The sequence below is a fragment of the Neobacillus sp. KR4-4 genome (genome assembly GCF_042136325.1).
Lineage (GTDB): Bacteria > Bacillota > Bacilli > Bacillales > Cytobacillaceae > Neobacillus.
Genome location: NZ_JBHHJU010000015.1, coordinates 80,868 through 102,085, shown reverse-complemented (window position 1 = coordinate 102,085; position 21,218 = coordinate 80,868). Strand labels below are relative to the sequence as shown.

Annotated in this window: 13 protein-coding genes; 11 read left to right on the top strand and 2 right to left on the bottom strand. The window is 39.1% G+C overall.

What is annotated here, in order from left to right:
* Window positions 1-193 precede the first annotated feature (193 nt).
* The 6 genes from ACE198_RS16355 (at window position 194) to ACE198_RS16330 (ending at window position 9,113) form a co-directional block, all read left to right on the top strand.
* Window positions 194-2,020: a sensor histidine kinase gene (locus ACE198_RS16355; RefSeq protein ID WP_375376258.1), complete on the top strand. Its 1,827-nt coding sequence runs from the start codon at window positions 194-196 to the stop codon at window positions 2,018-2,020.
* On the top strand, window positions 2,017-3,606 hold the full coding sequence (locus ACE198_RS16350; protein ID WP_375376257.1) for a response regulator transcription factor: 1,590 nt from the start codon (window positions 2,017-2,019) through the stop codon (window positions 3,604-3,606). The genes ACE198_RS16355 and ACE198_RS16350 overlap by 4 nt, the downstream gene beginning before the upstream one ends.
* A 155-nt stretch (window positions 3,607-3,761) precedes the next feature.
* The gene (locus ACE198_RS16345; protein WP_098575840.1) at window positions 3,762-5,558 is read left to right on the top strand and encodes a sensor histidine kinase; all 1,797 of its coding nucleotides are present in this window, start codon (window positions 3,762-3,764) and stop codon (window positions 5,556-5,558) included.
* On the top strand, window positions 5,536-7,116 hold the full coding sequence (locus ACE198_RS16340; protein ID WP_098575839.1) for a response regulator transcription factor: 1,581 nt from the start codon (window positions 5,536-5,538) through the stop codon (window positions 7,114-7,116). The genes ACE198_RS16345 and ACE198_RS16340 overlap by 23 nt, the downstream gene beginning before the upstream one ends.
* Window positions 7,117-7,142: 26 nt before the next feature.
* A complete protein-coding gene (locus tag ACE198_RS16335) occupies window positions 7,143-8,468 on the top strand; it encodes an ABC transporter substrate-binding protein (protein ID WP_375376256.1) in 1,326 nt (441 codons plus the stop codon).
* 108 nt (window positions 8,469-8,576) lie between these two features.
* The gene (locus ACE198_RS16330) at window positions 8,577-9,113 is read left to right on the top strand and encodes a hypothetical protein (protein ID WP_375376255.1); all 537 of its coding nucleotides are present in this window, start codon (window positions 8,577-8,579) and stop codon (window positions 9,111-9,113) included.
* A 38-nt stretch (window positions 9,114-9,151) separates the two neighbouring features.
* Here ACE198_RS16330 and ACE198_RS16325 read toward each other — a convergent pair whose 3' ends face one another.
* Window positions 9,152-10,057, bottom strand: coding sequence for a nuclease-related domain-containing protein (locus ACE198_RS16325; RefSeq protein ID WP_375376254.1), 906 nt, complete (start codon window positions 10,055-10,057; stop codon window positions 9,152-9,154).
* A 262-nt stretch (window positions 10,058-10,319) separates the two neighbouring features.
* Between ACE198_RS16325 and ACE198_RS16320 the strand changes: the two genes are divergently transcribed.
* The 5 genes from ACE198_RS16320 (at window position 10,320) to ACE198_RS16300 (ending at window position 16,479) form a co-directional block, all read left to right on the top strand.
* Window positions 10,320-11,255 (top strand): ABC transporter permease, encoded by a 936-nt coding sequence (locus ACE198_RS16320; RefSeq protein WP_375376283.1) that lies wholly within the window; start codon window positions 10,320-10,322, stop codon window positions 11,253-11,255.
* Between the two features lie 18 nt (window positions 11,256-11,273).
* On the top strand, window positions 11,274-12,155 hold the full coding sequence (locus ACE198_RS16315) for a carbohydrate ABC transporter permease (RefSeq protein ID WP_098575834.1): 882 nt from the start codon (window positions 11,274-11,276) through the stop codon (window positions 12,153-12,155).
* Between the two features lie 61 nt (window positions 12,156-12,216).
* On the top strand, window positions 12,217-13,833 hold the full coding sequence (locus tag ACE198_RS16310; RefSeq protein WP_375376253.1) for an ABC transporter substrate-binding protein: 1,617 nt from the start codon (window positions 12,217-12,219) through the stop codon (window positions 13,831-13,833).
* Window positions 13,834-13,918: 85 nt separating this feature from the next.
* Window positions 13,919-15,397, top strand: a complete 1,479-nt coding sequence (locus ACE198_RS16305) for a glycoside hydrolase family 32 protein (protein ID WP_375376252.1) — start codon at window positions 13,919-13,921, stop codon at window positions 15,395-15,397.
* 95 nt (window positions 15,398-15,492) lie between these two features.
* The gene (locus ACE198_RS16300; RefSeq protein ID WP_098575831.1) at window positions 15,493-16,479 is read left to right on the top strand and encodes a carbohydrate kinase family protein; all 987 of its coding nucleotides are present in this window, start codon (window positions 15,493-15,495) and stop codon (window positions 16,477-16,479) included.
* Between the two features lie 75 nt (window positions 16,480-16,554).
* On the opposite strand, the gene ACE198_RS16295 is transcribed toward ACE198_RS16300, so the two are convergent.
* Window positions 16,555-20,979, bottom strand: a complete 4,425-nt coding sequence (locus tag ACE198_RS16295; RefSeq protein WP_375376251.1) for a pullulanase X25 domain-containing protein — start codon at window positions 20,977-20,979, stop codon at window positions 16,555-16,557.
* Window positions 20,980-21,218: the final 239 nt, after the last annotated feature.

Below are 21,218 nucleotides of genomic sequence, written 5' to 3'. Positions count from 1 at the left end.
GCACCTCCATAATTACATTTTAGAGAATCTAGAAAATTATGAAACGGCTTACATTGACCAGTAGGGTGGAATATATTGAACAGTCCAAATAGATGACAAGTCAATAAATGCCATAGGAATGGATAGAAAATGTTGTTACAATAGAGAAAATTCATTAAGTGGAGGAAAGTTAGTTCTTTGGTAACTAACCAAGATGTCTATGCAATGGGGTATACGTAAAAAGCTGATTATATTTTTAATGCTTGTAACAGTCCTGCCTTTTGGAAGCTCAATCGCGATTACATATTATCAAACAACCACCTCTCTCAATGAACGTTTTGTTTCGACCAATCATGACCTAATTGTAAAAGGGGAGGAAGAACTTACGGTTTATCTAGAAGATGTCGCTCAGATGTCGTCCGTACTTTATCGATATACACCCTTTATGAATGTGATGAGGGATGGTCTTTCAGACAATTTAAATAACAAACAGGAAGAAGTTCGCCGTGCTCTTGCCTATTTATTTAATACCCGGCCAGAGATTGAACAAATGCATCTCTATATTGATATAGGAAAAGATTCGTATACGAATTATCATTCAAGAATAAGCGGAAGAGGTAAATATGAAAGTATTTTGTCGCATCCCTATTATTCCAAGCTAACTCGCTATGACGGCTTTTCACTCATCGAACCACCACATGAAATGTACAGCTATAACAATATTTCCGTCATACCAAACTCGGAAAAGAAAAATGTCCTTAGCTTTCATAACATCCTTCGTGACGTTCCTTCTGATAAGATGTTAGGATTTTTGTCGATTGATATTAATCTTTCAAAAATAAGTGCGATTGCTGGTCGATTATTTACAAAGAATATGGAAGACTTGTATATTATGGATGAAAATGGGGCGATTATCTATTCCTCCAATGAAACGATGATTGGCAAGGAAAATAAGGAAAAGTGGTTTGAGTTTGTAAAGAAGGAGCCTGTCTCTAGTAAAAGTACGGAATGGAAGGATCAGCAATTCAATGGTGTGATTGTCTATGATAAGTTCTCCGCTCCTTATAAGAATTGGTATATTGTTAAACGGATTCCCTACCGTGTTCTCTATCAAAGTGCTAGGGAAACAGCCCTAATTAATATTGTCATTGGGATTGTGACGCTCGTATTTGTATTCATCGCTACGATGTTTGTTTCTTTTAAGATTACAGCACCGATTAAAGTATTAATAGATAACATGAAAAAGGTTGAACAAGGTATATTTGAGGCGGACTTTGACTCGTTAGGTAACGATGAAATGGGGATGTTGGGAAGACATTTCAAATTAATGATCGCTAAAATCAATGATTTAATCGAGAGAGAATACAAACTCGCAATTGAAAACAAAGAATCACAACTGAGAGTATTACGCTCGCAGATTAACCCGCATTTCTTATATAATGCCCTTCAATCGATTGGGACCTTAGCGTTAAAATCTAAGGCTGCTCCTGTTTATTCATTACTCACTTCATTATCGAAAATCATGCGATACAGCATGGATATGAAGGAAGATATTGTCCCGGTTCATTCGGAGGTAATGCATGTAAAAGCATATTTATTATTACAAAAACAACGTTTTGATGAGCAGTTTGAATTTGATTTAACTATTTCAAAGGAAGTCCAAGAAATACACATTCCGAAAATGATCTTGCAGCCTATTGTAGAAAATTCCTTTAAGCATGGATTTGACCAGCAAATCGATAACGCATCCATTCAAATTGACGGTCAGCTGCAAGAGGACGGGATGGTTTGCATTACGGTAAGAGACAATGGAATAGGCGTAAATGGTCAACAGTTGGAAAAAATCAGGCAGGAATTATTAAATGGTGCATTAAGAGAAGGCGAGCAAAGAGAAACGATTGGGTTAAAAAATATTTATGACCGCTTACAAATTTATTACAATAATCAAGCACATATGTCGATTCATAGTATTGAAGGATGCGGATTTACGGTTACTGTTCAGTTTCCAAAGGCTATCCAAAAAGAGGTGGAGCATTCATGAAAGCATTAATCGTTGATGATGAAAAGCACGTTCGTGAAGGAATTAAGATACTGGGTGAGTGGGAACAAAATGGGATTAGTGAAATTTATGAAGCAGGAAATGGTGAGGAAGCCATCCTTCTCATCCAGAAATATAAGCCAGAGATTATTTTTTCAGATATGAAAATGCCAAAAATGGATGGCGTCTTGCTGCTAGAATGGATCAAAGAAAATCAGTCTACCAGCAAAACCATCGTTGTGACAGGTTATGATGATTATCATTACATGCGTAAAGCGATTCATTTCGGCAGTTCTGACTACCTCCTAAAGCCGATTGATCCCGAAATCTTAAATCATACCTTGGAAACCGCCGTGCATGAATGGAAAAAAGAAGCCCTAGAGCGTGCCCGAAAAGAAAGCAGCACACAATTAATCAATGAAATGAAGCCTGTTTATCGAGACCGAAAGCTTACCAAACTGATGAATAGTGATAATCTGAATGGCGATTTATATGAGGGTTTCGGAATTCAACCGTCTGAAAACTATCAAGTGGCTCTTGTCAGGATTAATGGCAAGACCATGGAGGTATTTCAAGGAGATCGTGATTTAGCGTACTATACGATTCTCAATGTCATAAATGAAATCATGCTGGAAAATGAATCAGGAATTGGATTTCGATATTTATCCAGTAAAGGCGAAGTGTTAATTATCTTCTGGAAAAAGTTTGCGGAAATTGGAAAAATATTAAATCGAATCTATAAGACTCTTAAAAGTACGATGAATATCTCTTGTCCGATTACTTTAGGGAAACTAGTGAGTAAGAACGCCAGATTAATGGATTCCTATCTTCATGCTAAACAGATATTTTCTTATTCAAATATTTTAGATAAGATAGAAAATCGAATCTATGTGAACGAAACCCCGGCTAACCATGCATTAAGGAATCTTATGGACTATTCTTCCAGTATCGATTTGGCTGTACAAGTCGGTAAAATGGAGGCATTCGATGAAGTAATTCATCAAATAACCACGGATTTTACTGAAAAAAACTATCTATCCATAAAACAGCTGCTCCATGTTGAAAATGAATATTTAGTCATCAGCAATAGATGGTTTAAATATTATCATCTTCCTAATGTAGCAATAGAGGATATCCAAAAAAGGCTGGATTTATTTTTCAATGAAAACGGTTCCTTCATGTTAGAAGAATATATAAAGAGAAAGAAACGAGAGATTGCTATCTTTTTGAAAAAGGTTAATAAAAGCACCCTTCAGAAAAATAGCAACATCATTTATGAAATTGAAAAATACCTGCAGGCAAACTTCGATCGCGAGGTAAAACTGCAAGAGATTTCCGATCATTTTTATATTAGCCGAGAGTATATCTCGAGAAAATTTAAACAAGAATTTAATGTGAATATCTCCGATTATATTGTTAAATTTCGAATGAAAAAGGCGAAATCTTTATTAAAAAACAGCCAGCTAAAAATCTATGAAATAGCGAATATGATCGGCTATCAAGACGACAAATATTTTCGAAAAGTATTTAAAAAGGTTGAGGGGATTACCCCCAATGAATATCGTGAATCCTATATAAAACAGAAATAAGCAGATCCGAATTCCGGTTTCTGCTTTTTTGTTGGAATGAAATCACCCGTGGTAAGTTGATGGGGGATATGTTAAATTGAATAAATAATAATAGCCAAATCTTATTAATTGAGAAATAGATTGTAAGGGTTTTCTTTTTTGTTTGGGGGGATAGCATGTTTTTTTCCTTACGGAATCGCTTATTCATAATATTTACGTGTTTGTTAACGATTCCCTTAATCATTTTATCGATTATTATCCCACGATGGTTTACATCTATTATTGAAGACCAGACGCAGGATCTAACCATAGAAGCGATGGATCAGTACTCGCTGTATACGGACTCGATTACAACCCAGGCGGAGGATTTAGGTAAACAGGTCCTAGTCAATCAAACCACACAGCAGTGGCTAAGGTTAGAAAAAAAAGATGAAGAGATACCACGAGAACAGAGCTTGTTACAGAAGAATCAACTGAAAATGCTGCTTTCTTCGATGATGGTGAACAATTCAAATGGGATGTCTATCTCCGTCGTTTTAAATAACGGTGAAGGAGCATGGGGAAATAATTCCAATTTACGCAACCTAGATTGGTTTCAAGACTTTACTATTAATGAACAGCGATTTGTTAAATCACATATTGATCCATATATGCCGGCACAAGGAACTAGTAATAGTTATATGTTGCCCCTCGTTGATTTAAATACAGTTGTTTCCTACGGATTTATAAAGGTTAATTTCCCTTCAACATTGCTAGAAACAGCCTTAGGTAAAATCTCGATTGGTAAAAATGGACATGCATATTTATTAGATCAACAGGGAGCAAATGTGTTAGAGGGGAAGATTGATACCCCTAAATCGGTATTGAAAAGTAGTTTAAATAAAATAAAAACTAGTCAGAAGGAAAAGGGTTTATTAGAAACGGATTATCAAGGCGAAAAATACTTTGTGTTTTTTCAAAAGTTAGCAGTAGGTGATTGGATTCTAGTCAGTGAAGTGACTAAGTCTGACTTATTCTCTAAAGTAAATATTCTGCAACGTAACCTATTTTTAATTAGCGCCCTCGTTTTTTTATTAACGATTGTGGCTTCTTTCGTGCTTTCTTCTAATATCGTCAGCCCGTTAGGAAAACTAGCAAAAGCAATGAAATTTATCGAACGTGGCGATTTTTCAGGAGCCAAACACTTTATGCCAACGATTAAATCGTCAAACGATGAAGTTGGTTACGTAGTAAAAGTGTTCGACCATACTGTCGACCAATTGAAGAATTTAATTGAAACTGAATATGAAGCGAACATTCGTAGGAAAGATGCGGAATACAAAGCTTTATTACTGCAAATCAATCCTCACTTTTTAAATAATACACTTGAAATTATTGGCGGATTAGCCGTACAAGGAAAAAGTAAAGAAGTTATGAACGTAAGTATCTACTTAGGCCGGATGATGAGGTACTCCTTGAATACACAAAATGATGTGGTGAGATTGGGTGAAGAGATCAGCTATATCCGCAGCTATACAGATATTTTAAAGGTGAGATATGAGGATGCAATTACGATTGATCTTGTAGAGGATCCGGAGACAAAAAATCTTCCTATTATTAAATTCATTCTCCAACCGCTTGTTGAAAATGCCGTTAAATATAGTTTTATAGAAAAAACTACGGCTGATATTTTTATAAAAACCGAAAAAATTAACAATCAAGTATTGATAATTTTAGAAGACAAAGGGATTGGCATGTCTGAAGAAGTGATATCTGATTTAATGAATGAAGAAATAAAGAATGGAGCAATTAGTGTCTTAGAGAGCAAAGGAAACAGTATTGGGCTAAAAAATGTGCTTGGCCGATTAAAGCTTTACTACGGTCAAGATTTCTCGTATAAGATTGAATCTGAAAAAAATGTAGGCACGAGGATTACATTGTGTATTAATTTTGACCGAGGTGATATACATGATGAAGGTCATCATAGCGGATGATGAGATTCAAATACGTAAAGGCTTGCGGATGAAAGTGGATTGGGAAGAGGAAGGGTTTCAAATCGCTGGCGAGGCTTCCAATGGGAAAGAAGCACTCGAATTGCTTGGGGAAATGGATATTGATCTAGTCCTTACAGATATGAGAATGCCCATTATGGATGGCCTTGAATTGGCTAAACGCTGTCAGCAGGAATTTCCAAACGTTAAAGTAATCGTATTATCGGGTTATTCCGATTTTGAATTGGTCCGTGGTTCCATGAAGGAAGGGGTTAAGGACTATCTATTAAAGCCCGTTGCCCCGGATGAACTAGTGGAATCCTTACAAAAAATCCGTAAAGAAATAGAGACGGAGAGGCAAAAACAGGTTGAAACGGCGCAGATGCGTCAGCTTGTTCTATCTCAACTGCAAGAAGTGCAGGAACAATACTTGCTTTATTTGGTGAAAGAGGAATGGCTGGAGCTTAATTTAGTCATCGAGAGACTACGTCAGCTTCAATTAGAGCAACTCGTCAATAAGAACGCTGTTGTCCAATTTGTTACTGTGGAAATTCGAGAGAGTTTTGGTAATCCCAATCGATTAAAAGAACTCTGGCTTCCTTTTCAAATGCTATGTAAGGAAATCTCAAAAGAGCATATAGGAACTTATTCCTTTTACGACCCAAGCTATGCTAATATGGTTCATTTTTTAATACGAATTGATTTAAATAATCCTTCTAATTTAGTTGAAAGTTTACAACGGAATGTGAAAAGGTTGTTGAATTTAGAAACAGTTATTGGAATTGGCAATGTTGTCACGGGTCTAGCAAACTTTAAGACAGGTTATATTTCCAGTTTGCTTGCTTGGAGCCAAAGTCAGCTAGGCTCCCAATCGCAGGTGATTGATGCGGCGATAACGAAAGAGGAAGCGTTTGAATTTTCACCTGATTTTGAGAGAAAGTTAACTAATGCGATTGAAAATGCTAGTTTCGAAGCGTTTAGAGAAAATATTCACTCCTTATTACAAGGAGATGGGAACCAATCGATATTATCGTTTTCGTTTGCTGCCAATCGAGTGTTATTTCTTTTAGGGTCACTTGCCAAAAAATATGATATTGAAACAAATGATATTCAAAAAAATATTTGGAATTGCCAACAAAGTATTTGGGAGCTTAATTCGCAGAGTAAAGTGCTTGAAAACCTCCTTCACTTAGCCCAATTAATAATTGAAAAGGTGCGTTTGGCACGATTTTCAAATGGGAAGTTAATCGTCGATAGTGTTCGAAATTATCTGGATCAGCATTATGCCAGTGAGATTTCACTGACCTTATTATCGGAACTATTTCATATCAATAGTGCTCATTTATCGGAAACCTTTAAGAATTATGTTGGTCAGAATTTTAGTGATTATCTGGTGAAAATACGAATGGATAAAGCCCAGCAATTTCTGAGAGACAAGCAGCTTAAAATCATTGATGTAGCAAATTTAGTTGGCTTTTCTAACTCCGGCTATTTTAGTACAGTTTTTAAAAAACATGTGGGACAAACACCGGTTGAATTTCGTAATGCTATAGATTCCTAAGTTTTCAGGAAAGAAAGGGAATGTAGATGAAGAAATGGTTCACTATTTTTGCAGTGATTCTTATGGGTATTTTAGTGTATGCATTGTCCTTTTTTGATACATTCTCAGGCAGCGGCCAAAAAGAGAAAGGGGACACGGTAAAGGATTCCGAACAAATCCAGTTGACGTTCTGGCGAAATGGCGGGAATGTGGCAGAAAATAAAGCATATGAAGAATTAGTTGCTTCTTTTGAAGCAGCTAACCCTAATATTTTGGTGAATATGAAGTCGATTCCCTATAGTGATTATGAAATCAGGTTGCGAACGGAACTTGCCGCGGGGAACCCTCCGGATATTTTGACCATTGACAGTCCTACGCTCGGTCTGTATGCAAATACGGGTTCGTTATTATCAATCGACCCTTTCATGAGAAAAGAGGGGAAGATCGATGATATCCCTGACTCTACTTTAAAAGGATTAAGTTATAAGGGACAAATTTATCTCGCCCCGATTGTCGAGTCAAGTATTGCATTATATTACAATCGACATTTACTAAAGGCGGCTGGAATCCCAGATCCACCAACAAATCCCAATAACCCTTTAACATGGGATGAGGTATTGGAGATTGCTAAGAAAGTAAATAATCCTGCTAAAGGAGTAATTGGAATAGACCCAGCTCAGGGATTTAATGATGGAGAATCTCCTGCTTATTTTAAAACACCACTCCTTTGGCAGTTTGGGGCTAATGTTTTAAGTCCTGATGGAACTACTGCAAGCAGCTTTTTAGATTCAAAAGAAGCAATAGATGCTCTGCGATTTTACCAGAACTTGTATCATAAATATGGTGTTGCTTCGATAGAAATACCTGGTGGTGCCTTTGAAGAAGGGAAGCTGGCAATGACTGTGCTTGGCTCTTGGACACTGACAGATTTGGAAAAAAATCATCCTGAGTTCAAACTGGGAGAAGATTTTGGAGTAACTCCCCTGCCAAAGGGTAAGTATCAGTTTGTTCCCAATGGCGGATGGGCGCTTGGCATCACATCAAAGTCAAAACACCCACAGGAGGCATGGAAGTTTATCAAATATGTCACTGGATATCAAGGTGTGAAAAAGTATGTAACCATTACCGGTGATATCCCTGCCCGATACTCTGTCGCAAAAGATTTCCCAGAGTTGAACGAATATCCTAAAAACATATTTGTACAGCAAAGCCAAAAATATTCAAAGAACCGCCCGGTTACTCCTGCTTATCCGGTTGTCAGTGATGCCATCAGAAGATTATTTGAGGATGTTGGAATCGGCGGAAAAGATGTAAAGGTTGCGGCGAAAGAGGCCGTTGAAAAAATCAATACAGGTCTTAAAGAAATCAAATAAATCCAGGATAATGGCAATTAGTAGTAAGAATCTCCTCTAGTTAAGGTACTAGAGGAGATTTTTTTATTATAAGATATCCCTATTGGCTCAGGTGGTTTTTAGGATCCGATGGACAAAACCACACAAGAGAACAGGAAAAATGTCTATTGGGAGGGTTCCGATGGACAAATCGGCCAAAGAGAACAGGCAAAATGTCTATCGGGAGGGGTGCGATGGACAAAACGGCCAAGAGAACAGGCAAAATATCTATCGGAAGGGGGTCCGATGGACAAAACGGGCCAAGAGAACAGGAAAAATGTCTATCGGGAGGGTTCCGATGGACAAAACCACACAAGAGAACAGGCAAAATGTCTATCGGAAGGGTTCTATGGACAAAACCACACAAGGGAACAGGCAAAATGTCTATCGGGAGGGATCCGATGGACAAAACCACACAAGAGAACAGGCAAAATGTCTATCGGAAGGATTCCGATAGACAAAACGGGCCAAGAGAACCGGCAAAATGTCTATCGGGAGGGTTCCGATGGACAAAACCACACAAGGGAACAGGCAAAAGGTCTATCGGAAGGATTCCGATGGACAAAACGGCCCAAGAGAACAGGAAAAATGTCTATCGCAAAGGGCCCGATGGACAAACCCACATAAAAAACCAGGAAATATGTCTTTCACAGAGATTCCTAGGATTACTCGTAATAAGTCCAATTACGTACCCCTACCGTTTTAAAATTTCTCTCTAGAATTCTGCTTATTCTTTTCTTAGACTTAACCACCATACACCATTCGTGCACAACCTTGGTCGTTATTTTCAGATTAGGAAAAAGGAGCTTAATTTCATTCACATTACGTAAAACAGCAGCTTCAACTATCTCTTTGCATCCACAATCATTACACACAACATTCTTTCCCAAGACAGTGATCATAAATGAACCACAATCTCTGCAAGTAATCCCCTTCTTCAGTTGCTCATAGTCATATGGAGGTACCTTAATAAATGAGGAGTCCCTTTCATGTAACGAAACTAGTTTTTCAGCTAGCTTCTTATTCTGGTTGGTTAATTTCGAAGGAGCTGTATTTAATTCTTCCATTAATGTGTCTAACTGCGTTGGATAAATGATAGGTTCGTTAAGAGGAGCTTGGTATAAGGTAAACCGGGGGTTAATAAAAACAACCTTTCCCTCAATTAATAGATTATATCCGTGCTTTTGGAGGAATTGGCGGAATAAGGATTTGCTGCGCTTCAACTGATCGAGCGGATTCTTAATTTCCTTTTCAGCGAGCGTTTCAAAGACGCCGTTGCGAAAACAATAATCGCCTTCGGAATTTTTTACATCAAAAAGGCTAATTGTCTTTTGAAAAATGATCGTGGTATCCAGTTGGAATGTTGTGTCATTAATCTTCAGCACCAAATCATTTAAAATATAACACTCACTCCTAATCTTCTCTGTTAACAAATCAAACTGAACTTCACCCGCAAAACCTTTTTCTTGGTATAAATAATACCGCTTCTCCTCGTGTGAAAGATTCATTCGGTTGTGTAAAATTCGTAGTTTGATTAAATCAACTGGGACTGTTCGGGCTTTAAAAGGCATTTCCCACATCCTCTCTCATTTTCAAAACTCCATATTCATCATACAAAAATTAACAGACGAAATGCGTGAATACTTTGTTAATTTTTCCTCTGACCTAATGCAATCGTTTTCAACTGCCGAAAATTTTAAACCTCCGTTTCCAAAGATATTAAACTCTTCCCTTTTTCAAATTTGTTAAAGTTAGAACCAGATAAACCAATATAGATAGGAGGTTAAAAGATTGCAAGAATTAGTAAATACCCAAAAAGAAACCGCTTTAAAAATCCCATCTGAAAAGAAAGCAGTATCGAAATTGAAAAGCAAAATCGATTATATCATCAAAAACTACCATCTTTATTTGCTTATCGCACCAGCTGTTATTCTAACTATCATCTTTAAATACATCCCCATGTATGGAGCCGTTATTGCCTTTAAAGATTTTAGTACGATCAAAGGGATATTAGGAAGCGATTGGGTGGGAGTAGAAAATTTCACCAAATTCTTATCTTCACCAAATTTTGCTGACATTTTTATGAATACGCTTAAACTTAGTTTTTTTGGACTAATTATAGGATTTCCAGTCCCAATCATCCTTGCGTTAATGCTAAATCAACTACGCAGGGCAGCTGTTAAAAAGAATATTCAACTTGTGCTCTATGCACCAAACTTTATTTCGGTAGTTGTAATCGTGGGTATGGTGTTCATTTTCCTATCACCAACAGGTCCCATCAATCACCTTGTTAGTTTCATAACAGGAAAACCGCTAATGTTCATGTCAAATCCAGATTACTTCCGGTCAATCTATATCATCTCTGGCATTTGGCAGGCTGCAGGCTGGTCATCGATTATCTACGTTGCCGCTTTAGCCAATGTGGACCCTGAATTGCACAATGCAGCAACAATTGATGGAGCAAATATTCTTCAAAGAATGATCCATATCGATTTGCCGACACTGAAGCCATTAATGGCCGTGACCTTTATTTTGGCAGCGGGAGGGATTATGTCGATTGGCTTTGAAAAGGCATATTTGATGCAAACCTCAATGAATTTACCTTCATCAGAAATCCTGCCTACGTATGTCTATAAGGTAGGGTTGCAGTCAGGTGATTATGCTTATTCGACAGCAGTTGGCCTATTTAATTCAGTCATAAACGTCATTCTATTATTTGTTGTAAATAAAATCGTGAAGAAATTAAACGAAGGAGAAGGTTTATATTAACGAAAAAGGAGTCTTGATATGAATATTAAGCACACCCGCATAGACCGAATCATATTAGGCTTTAATAATATCTTTCTATGCATCGCTGTATTAGTCGTGTTAGTGCCCTTGGTTTATGTCGTCCTTGCCTCATTCATGGATCCAACGGTTCTATTAAATAAAGGGATTTCATTCAATTTTTCAGAATGGAGTTTTAAAGGGTATCAGCTGATTTTATCCAATGATGCAATGGTACGAGGCTTTATCAATTCGATTCTATATTCGGTAGGATTTGCGATTGTCACTGTTGTGGTCTGCATTTTCGCGGCCTACCCGTTATCGGTAAATGGTTTTGTCGGAAAAAACTTCTTCATGACACTATTTATGATCACTATGTTTTTCGGTGGCGGGCTTATCCCTACTTACCTAGTTGTAAAAGACCTCGGGATGTTAAACACCCCCTGGGCGATTTTACTACCTGGGGCTGTTAATGTTTGGAATATTATCCTGGCAAGGACGTATTTCAAAGGAATTCCATACGAATTGCATGAAGCAGCAAAAGTGGATGGAGCCTCAGATCTATTAATTTTCTTTAAAATTGTTTTGCCGCTTTCAAAACCAATCATCTTCGTCTTGGCGATGTATGCGTTTGTTGGTCAATGGAACTCTTACTTTGATGCAATGATATATCTCGAAGATCCAAATTTACACCCATTACAATTAGTTTTGAGATCGATATTAATCCAAAATCAAGCGGGGCCGGGAATGATTAGTGATCAGCAGGCAATGGCTGAACTTAAAAAGCTCTCAGAAATGATTAAATACTCATCCATTGTCATTTCCAGTCTGCCGCTAATGGTCATGTATCCATTCTTCCAAAAATATTTTGAAAAAGGTGTAATGGCGGGCTCATTGAAATAATGAGCCAATTTAATAGATTTACTTGTAAATGCTTACACATAACATTTAGGAGGATAAGTATATGAAAAATGTAAAAAAAGTTATGGCTGCCTCACTTGCTACGATCTTACTAGTTTCGGGTTGCAGTAACAACAGCAAAAGTGAAACAGCATCATCCAAAGAATACAAACTAAAGGATATTTCTTTTCCTTTAAAGGAAAAAGTGACATTGAATTTTATGACCCAAAGCTCGCCATTAGCGCCGGCTGACCCTAATAAAAAATTGATTTATAAGCGTTTAGAAGATCAATCTGGAGTTCATATTAAGTGGAAAAACTACACCTCAGATGCTTTTATTGAAAAAAGGAACCTCGTAATGGCGAGCGGTGATTTACCGGATGCGATCTTAGATGCAGGTTTTAATGACCATGATCTATTAAAACTAGCAAAAGATGGGGCGATTATTCCAGTAGAAGATTTAATTGAGAAGTACATGCCTAACTTACAAAAGGTCCTCGAGGCTGCACCTGAATATAAGGCGATGATGACGGCTCCGGATGGACATATTTATTCCTTTCCATGGATTGAGGAGTTAGGTTCAGGGAAAGAAAGTATTCACTCCGTCGATGATTTCCCATGGATCAATGTCGAATGGTTAAACAAATTAGGTTTGAAAATGCCGACAACAACTGAAGAATTAAAGCAAGTATTGATCGCTTTTAAAACAAAAGATCCAAATGGTAATGGAAAAGCTGATGAAATCCCAATGTCGTTTATTGGTAAGCAAGCAGGCGGGGAAGATTTAGCGTTCTTATTTGGTTCATTTGGCCTTGGGGAAAACTGGGACCATACGGTTGTAAGCAATGATGGGAAAGTCACCTTTACTGCCTCAGACAAAGGCTATAAAGAGGGGATAAAATTCCTCAATGAGTTATATAAAGAAGGCCTACTCGATGTGGAAGCGTTTGAACAAGATTGGAATACGTATCTAGCAAAAGGTAAAGATAATCGTTATGGTTTATATTTTACTTGGGATAAAGCTAATATTACCGGAATGAATGACAAGTATGACTTAATGAAGCCACTGGCTGGTCCTGATGGTCATGTGAATGTAGCTAGAACCAATGGAATGGGCTTTGATCGAGGTCGAATGGTTATTACAAGTGCAGATAAAAATATTGAATTGACAGCAAAATGGATCGATCAATTATATGAACCAAAACAATCTGTACAAAACAACTGGGGAACATATGGCGATAAAACGCAGCAAAACATCTTTGAATTGGATGAAGCGGCAGGAATGCTAAAACATTTACCATTAGAAGGTTCTGCGCCAGTAGAATTAAGACAAAAAACAAATGTCGGCGGGCCATTAGCGATTTTAGATGAGTATTATGGAAAAGTTACCACGAAGCCAGATGATGCAGCATGGAGATTAGGGCTAATGAAGGATGTTATGGTACCGCATATGACTGCAGAAAATATTTATCCAAGAGTATTCTTCTCATTAGAGGATAGTGACAAACTTACTACCATTGAAACAGATATGTTTGCTTTTGTGATGAGAAAACGTGCGGAATGGATTCAAAATGGCAAAGTGGAAAAAGAGTGGGATGGATATGTGAAAGAATTAGACCGCTTGGGGTTACAAGATTGGATAAAAATCAAACAAGCAGGATACGATAGAGCAACGAAATAATAGATTAAAGTTTTGGCTGAGGCTGTACAGTGCAAGCATTCGTACAGCCTTATTCGAATGTAAAATAACAAAGGAGTGAAACCGAATGAAACAACGATATATTGAAAAACATCGGCCGCAATTTCATTTTTCACCTGAAGAAAAATGGATGAACGACCCGAACGGAATGGTCTTTTTTAATGATGAATATCACCTTTTTTACCAGTACCATCCGTTTGGTACAACTTGGGGACCCATGCACTGGGGCCATGCCGTTAGTAAGGATTTAATTCATTGGGAACAGCTGCCCATCGCACTTTATCCAGATGAGCATGGAGCTATTTTCTCAGGAAGTGCAGTCGTTGATTGGAATAACACATCAGGTTTTTTTCAGGATGAACTAGGGTTAGTTGCCATTTATACAAGTGCCGATACCTATCCAAACTCCGAACGGCCGCGTCAGCGTCAAAGTCTCGCCTATAGTGACGACAATGGCAGGACATGGACGAAATACGAAGGAAATCCAGTCCTGTCTGATGTCAACATAACCGATTACCGTGATCCAAAAGTATTTTGGCATGATGAAACGAATAAATGGGTGATGGTTTTATCAACGGGGCAAACCGTAACCATCTATACATCTGCTAACCTAAAAGAATGGGAGTTTGCTAGTGAATTTGGCCATCAGGCTGGTTCACATGATGGCGTTTGGGAATGTCCCGACCTGTTTCGTTTGCCAGTAGATGGTGACGAAAACAAGCAAAAGTGGGTCATGTTTGTCAGCATTGGTGATAACCCGGAATTTAAAGAAGGGTCAAGAACCCAGTATTTTATTGGTGATTTTGATGGTTCCACATTTGTAAATGATCATCACGATGAAACGGTCCTTTGGGTAGATTATGGGCGGGATAATTATGCTGGTGTCAGCTGGTCAGATATCCCTTCACACGATGGCAGAAGAATTTATATTGGCTGGATGAGTAACTGGCGCTATGCAAACCAAGTACCAACGGAAGAATGGCGCAGTGCGATGACTTTACCTCGTACATTATCGTTAACCGCGAGTGACGATGGGGTGCGCTTAGTTCAAAAAGTGGTTTCAGAAATTGATTCAATTCGAAAAGATTCTAAGGTTTATCAAAATCTAACGATTGAGTCAAACAAACCTATTACTTTTCATATGATGAGTTCATTATTGGAAGTGAATCTAGAGTTTGAAAAACAAACGTCTAATTCCTTTGGTCTTGTATTACAAGGTTCTGAGGACGAAAGGACAGTGATTCGTTATGATGCCGAAAAGGAACTAGTAGCAGTCGACAGAACCAGCGCGGGCGATAATACTTTTTCAGAATCATTCCCAGCTATCCAAGAAGCTCCTGTTAAAATGGAGAATAACAGACTCAATTTTCAAATCATGATCGATGCTTCATCGGTAGAGGTACTGGTCAATGATGGAAAGGTTGCTTTGACGAGCTTAATCTTTCCGAATCAACTATTTGAGCAGCTTGTTTTATTTTCAGAGGAAGGAAACACCTGGGTATCCTCATTGAAATTAACAGAACTAGAATCCATTTGGGAGAAGTAATTAAACTATTCAACAAAGCTCTAATCGAATATATCGAGTTAGAGTTTTGTTTTTGCAAGAAGAATGATTTTAGAAGAAAGGAAGAGTGAGAGGAAATGAAGACCAATACATCCGTCATTTGTATCGGCGAATTATTAATTGATTTTTTCTGCACAGATGTAGACATCGATTTAGTTACAGGGCAACATTTTGAAAAACAGGCAGGGGGAGCTCCCGCCAATGTGTGTGCAACGATTGTGAAACTAGGGGGCAGTGCCCTCTTCAGTGGGAAAGTTGGCAAAGATCCGTTCGGGTATTTTTTAAAAAATACTTTAGACGAAGTGAATGTTGATACCTCGATGCTGGTTCTCGATGATGAGCATCCAACCACGCTAGCATTTGTGTCATTAAAAGCAAATGGCGAAAGAGATTTTGTCTTTAATCGTGGGGCCGATGCCTTCTTAACGGAAAATGATCTTGATAAAAATAGAATCATGGATGCGGGTATTCTTCACTTTGGATCAGCGACTGCTTTATTAACGGATCCCTTTCAATCTACTTATCTAAGTGTTATGGAAGCGGCAAAGGAAGAAGGTAAATTTATCTCATTTGACCCTAACTATCGAATTGACCTTTGGAAAGGGGGAAGAGACCAATTTGTAGAGTTAGCGCAAAAGGGAATCGCTATCGCTGATTTTGTAAAAGTAAGCGATGAGGAATTAGAAATTATCTCTGGCATGAAAGAGTTGAGTGATGGAATCGAAGTTCTACATCAACTGGGAGCATTAGTCGTTGCGGTTACTTTAGGAAAAGAAGGAACGATGATTTCTAATGGGCAAAATATGGAGCTGGTTCCAAGTATAAAAGTAGATTCTATCGATTCTACCGGTGCGGGTGATGCATTCGTAGGCGCAACACTTTACCAGTTGGCTAGAACAACAGAACCAAAGAGAGTTTTAAAAGACTTCGAACAACTGAAACAAATCATTTTCTTTAGTAATAAAGTGGGAGCAATGGTTTGTACGAAAGTAGGCGCCATTTCTTCCATACCGACCCATGAGGAAGTAATCGGTTTTAAGGATAAGTTGATAAAAAGTTATTAAATTCGTCATGTATGTAGAAAAAGTTAATTGGAAAAAAGGTCTGCCATGATCCCGGCAAACCTTTTAAATTCCAACTTATTTGGTCTCGCTTATCGTTTTTGTAAGGACATCGATTACATAATTCTTTGTATTCTTGTTGATGGAACCGCCGTCCCCTTTAAAGATGTTGGACTTGGTTGTATCATTTGGTTCAATGTGAACAGGTACTTGTGTCTGATCTGCTTGAAGGGTAAAGGATTGAGTGAAATTCATATCATTTCCGACTGTCACTTTTTCCCCATTGATAGTGAGGTCAGCTCCCTTAATGGCATTCCCCTTTATAGTCATAGTTGATCCATTGACATCGATTTGGCTGACTGTCAGCGGCATATCAATCCAGCGCAGAATGGTATCCTGTACAACCATTTTGTTGTTCCCTTGGTTGGTGACCACAATTTTCATATCGGTTCCTTCGGCACCATAGCCGTATTTACTGATATCGTCATCCGAATGATCTGATGGCGTATGATCTGCTAACCCTTCATGATCCCAAGTATTATCCCTCGTATATTTATACGTTAGCTCAGTTCCTTCTTCAAGCTCCACTGTGTATTCCCAATCAGGTGTCACAGCGCCATTACGGCTCATAGACCAGGCACTAGTATTCCAACCATTCAAGCTGCCAGGTATATTTACCTGCGCTGCTAAAGCTGTATAATCCGGTGCATGAACCTTAAAGGTTACTTGTACCATAACAATTTCAGGGGTTACACGTACCTTGTTAGATTCTACATGGTTTCCAGCCTGGTCATAGACACGCACTTGATATTGGTAGGCAGTTCCATTTGCCACCTGATAATCACGGAAGGTGGCGGCGCTGCCGTCCAATGTTGAAAGAATTTGGCCGTCACGGTAAATGACCGTTTTAAATGGCTGATCCGGCTGCGTGAGTTTCCAATTCAAGTTGACCTGACCGGATTCCTTGATCGGAGTGTCCAAAGTTACATCATTAGCAGGCGGGGTAGTATCAGACGTGCTGTGTGAAAAGGTCACTTCACCAGTAATTGAGTAAACCCATGTATTCCCTAAATCCGGCGTAAAGGCCATTCGGTACTCATATTTGCCCGCCTCATACGCTGTAAAGCCTCCCTGAAACTCATTTGCCTGGTCTCCCTGAGCCTGGCCATTATACAAAGCTTGGTAAGATGTCCAAGCGGTTTGGCCTTTCATTCTTACTTGGAGAACGGCCGTGATTCCTTCTGCTGCACCAGTTTCTGTCGCGCCTGGCAGGTAAAAAGCTGCTTTAACATTGGAGGTCTGTACCAGATTCAGTTCCCCGTTATCTAATGTAGTCAGGTCCTTAATACTAGCCTTTGCAGCATCGTAATGAGGCACAAGGCCGGATGGGGCTGCAGGTACAGATTCATTACCACTTTCATTTACGGCCGTTACAGTAAAATAGTAGGTACGACCATTATTTAAATCGGAAATGTTCACAGATGTACCTGTAGTTTCCTTCACTTTTGTCCATAATCCACCTGAAACTGTAGATTGATAGACATTGTATTTTGTACCTGTTCCTGTCCAGCTTAAAGTAACCTCCTTAGAACCAGCTGTGCCGGTAACTTCTTTAACAGGCTGTGGTTGTTTAACATCATTAACCGTTATTAACATTCTTCCGGACTCAGCTGGAACTGTTAATGACAGCTTGCCATCCTTCGTTGTAGTCACATATTTAGGGTCCAATTGGTCCACAAAACGAAGACCATTCGCGAGCAGCACTTTTGTATCGATATCAACCGTTTGTGTGGTTTTCCCTCTGTTAATAATGACAAGGCCGGATTTTGTTTCTTTTGTCCGGACATAGGCTAACACATCACCCTTTGCGTATATATGGTGCAGATCGCCATGAGCGAATAGGTCAGCATTTTCCTTGCGGATTTGACCAATCTTTTGATAGTGTGCAATGAGGTCTTTGTTTTCGTTCCCCCACGGATATGTGCGTCTGTCATCTGGGTCTTTAGATCCTGTTTGACCCGCTTCATCTCCGTAATAAATGGTTGGTGCTCCAGGGTAACCCATTTGCAGGATAGAAGCCAGCTTCAATCGCTTCACACCTTCATCGTATTTGTAGTTCGGATCTTGTTCCGCTCTGAAATACGTATCCGTTCCATTGCCTAACAGGAAGATTGCCCGAGCTGTATCATGGGATCCCATCAGGTTCATGAGGGCATAAAAAGCTTCCTTTGGATAGTCCTCCTGTATAGCGAGAAGTGTGTTTTGTGCATTAGCGGCATTACCGTTCTTTAAGTAATCCAAAATGGCTCCGCGGAAACGATAGTTCATGACTGAGTCATATTGATCCCCTAAGAAGTACTTGGATGCATCATCCCAAATTTCACCTAGAATAAGTGGCTCTTCTTCTTTTTGAAGTGTTTTTCCAGCTCCTATCATAGTCTTGGACTTCATTTGTTTGCGGAATTCCTGCCAGAAGGAACTGTCCACTTCATTAGCGACATCCAGGCGCCAGCCAGATGAACCTCGATTAATCCAAGTTTTTCCTACTGAGTCCTTGTCATAAAAGATATAATTAGCCAATGCTGTGTTGTTAAGTTCACTTGGATGTTCAACCTTTGTGCCGTTAACGGATTCGAATACAGGAAGACTGTCGTATCCCCACCAGCCTTCATACTTATAATGCTCACCCGTCGAAACACCGTTGACTTTTTCATTTGGAACTTTAACATTTTCAATATGGAACCAGTTTTCAAAGCCGTATGGGCTAAAGGTTTGTCCTTCAGTCATGAGTTGCTGTTTGGCCTTATCCTTTGCTGCAGTTTCAGACAATTTTTCGTCATTCATTAAATCGTAAATACGAGACCAGTATTCATAGGCACCCACTGTTTTATATTTGTGGTAGCGGTCAAAATAGATGGAATCATCAGCCACATGATTAAATACCCCGTCTAAAATCAGGTGCATGTTCCGTTTAGACAATTCCTTGGAGAAATCCTCGAATTCTTTTTCCGAGCCAAACATCGGATCCACCTGTTTATAGTCTGTTGCATCATATTTATGGTTGGACGGTGCAAGTGCAATTGGGTTTAAATATAGGGTATTGACGCCAAGTGATTGAAGGTAATCAAGCTTCGCCTTAATACCAGCAATGTCGCCGCCAAAGAAGTCGTTTGTAAATTCACCGTCCCCTGTGTAGGAGCCAGTGCCTTGTTCATATGGATTATCAGGCAAGGATGACCAGGAGTCGGGATGTTCTATTGGCTGGCTGCCTCGGGCTCCAATCTGATCCTTTACATGGTCATTTGCTTTGTTGCCGTTATAAAAACGATCAGGATAGATTTGATAAACAACAGCTTCCTTCATCCAATCCGGTGTTTGATAGCCCGGGTCGAAAACAGTCAATTGGAAGAGTCCTGCATTTTTATCCTCCGCTTTACCGGTATGTCCATCCTGTGTGTCTTCTCCGTATTCCACTGTTGTATCCTGATCCCCGGCAATGAATTTATAGCCGTGAACTCCTTTGTCAGACGGTGTAAAGGTGGCTTCCCAGAACTCAATGGCACCTTTGTCCTTTGTGTCTGTCCAGCCTGCATTTTTCATTGAAAGCACCTTTATTGTGCCTGTATTATAGTTTTTCACATACAGGCTGGCACTTGTTAGGTCACCCTTTTTTGCCGATACTCGTAATGTGACGGGTTTCCCTGCAGGAATTGCCCCAAACGGCGTCCGGTATACTTGGTCCCATGAATCATGATAAAGAGCATTCTTATCTATCATGCCATCAGATCCAATAGTTTTATAATCTGAATAAACTTCTTTTGTTTGGTTGTTATAGAAAAATGTGATTGTCGTATCAGAGAGTACATTTATCTTCTCATTTGAAGCAGGGTAGGATTCCGTCCAGTCCTTTCCCAATACAATCTTGTATTCGTAGCTGCCTCTAGGTACCTTTGCAGTAAAGGAATAGATGTTGTCAAAATGGGTGTCCTCCATTAACGCTGTTGAGTCTGCCGGACTCCAGGCAGACCCTGCCTTAATGGCAGGTTGAATGCTTCCAACTAAACGAGGCATCTTGTCTTCTGCCAAAAGTGTATAATGGGTACTGTCAGCAATGGCATGGGTAGTGTCATTGTAGTAGAAGGTGACTTCTTTTTGTTCGGTCAGAGTTAGTTTAATGTTGTTTCCGCCAGGCGCGCCGCCGTCTCCGTAATTTTCATTCCAGCTTCCTCCAATGGCGATTTTGTACTCGTATGCTCCTGCCGGCAGTGTGCCGGTAAAGCTATACAAACCATTTCCTTGGTAAGCCATTTGCGTTTTGGAAGAGGATGGATCCCAATCTCCTGAATTCCCTAAAACTGCCTGCAGACTGCCAACAAGTACAACCTGCTTTGGTTCTGTTTCTGCCGCTTTGGCTGTTTGACTTGTCACAAGTCCAGAAAATAATTGAAGAATTAGTCCAACTACTGTAACAAGTGACAGAAGTGATTTCTGCTTTCTCTTCATGAAAAATCTCCTTTCCCTTACCTAGTAATCTAGGAAACCGTTTGCATGAAATTGCACAAAAATCGTATGTAAAATGCATAGGAGGCTGTTGTATTGTGCAAACGTTTGCGCAATCGTTTTCAAAACTTATTATATCTATTTCTCAGCGCAATTCAATAGAAAATTGGAAATAAAATCTTAATTTTCTGATATATGGTTATTGAAATCGAGAGGTCTCTTATTTTTTAGCTGTATAACTG

What these genes read in the sequence shown, in the direction of transcription:
- ACE198_RS16310 (WP_375376253.1), top strand. Translation starts at nt 12,217, where the DNA reads ATGAAAAATGTAAAAAAAGTTATGGCTGCCTCACTTGCTACGATCTTA.
- ACE198_RS16345 (WP_098575840.1), top strand. Translation starts at nt 3,762, where the DNA reads ATGTTTTTTTCCTTACGGAATCGCTTATTCATAATATTTACGTGTTTG.
- ACE198_RS16330 (WP_375376255.1), top strand. Translation starts at nt 8,577, where the DNA reads ATGGACAAAACCACACAAGAGAACAGGAAAAATGTCTATTGGGAGGGT.
- ACE198_RS16340 (WP_098575839.1), top strand. Translation starts at nt 5,536, where the DNA reads ATGAAGGTCATCATAGCGGATGATGAGATTCAAATACGTAAAGGCTTG.
- ACE198_RS16295 (WP_375376251.1), bottom strand. Translation starts at nt 20,979, where the DNA reads ATGAAGAGAAAGCAGAAATCACTTCTGTCACTTGTTACAGTAGTTGGA.
- ACE198_RS16355 (WP_375376258.1), top strand. Translation starts at nt 194, where the DNA reads ATGTCTATGCAATGGGGTATACGTAAAAAGCTGATTATATTTTTAATG.
- ACE198_RS16300 (WP_098575831.1), top strand. Translation starts at nt 15,493, where the DNA reads ATGAAGACCAATACATCCGTCATTTGTATCGGCGAATTATTAATTGAT.
- ACE198_RS16350 (WP_375376257.1), top strand. Translation starts at nt 2,017, where the DNA reads ATGAAAGCATTAATCGTTGATGATGAAAAGCACGTTCGTGAAGGAATT.
- ACE198_RS16325 (WP_375376254.1), bottom strand. Translation starts at nt 10,057, where the DNA reads ATGCCTTTTAAAGCCCGAACAGTCCCAGTTGATTTAATCAAACTACGA.
- ACE198_RS16315 (WP_098575834.1), top strand. Translation starts at nt 11,274, where the DNA reads ATGAATATTAAGCACACCCGCATAGACCGAATCATATTAGGCTTTAAT.
- ACE198_RS16305 (WP_375376252.1), top strand. Translation starts at nt 13,919, where the DNA reads ATGAAACAACGATATATTGAAAAACATCGGCCGCAATTTCATTTTTCA.
- ACE198_RS16335 (WP_375376256.1), top strand. Translation starts at nt 7,143, where the DNA reads ATGAAGAAATGGTTCACTATTTTTGCAGTGATTCTTATGGGTATTTTA.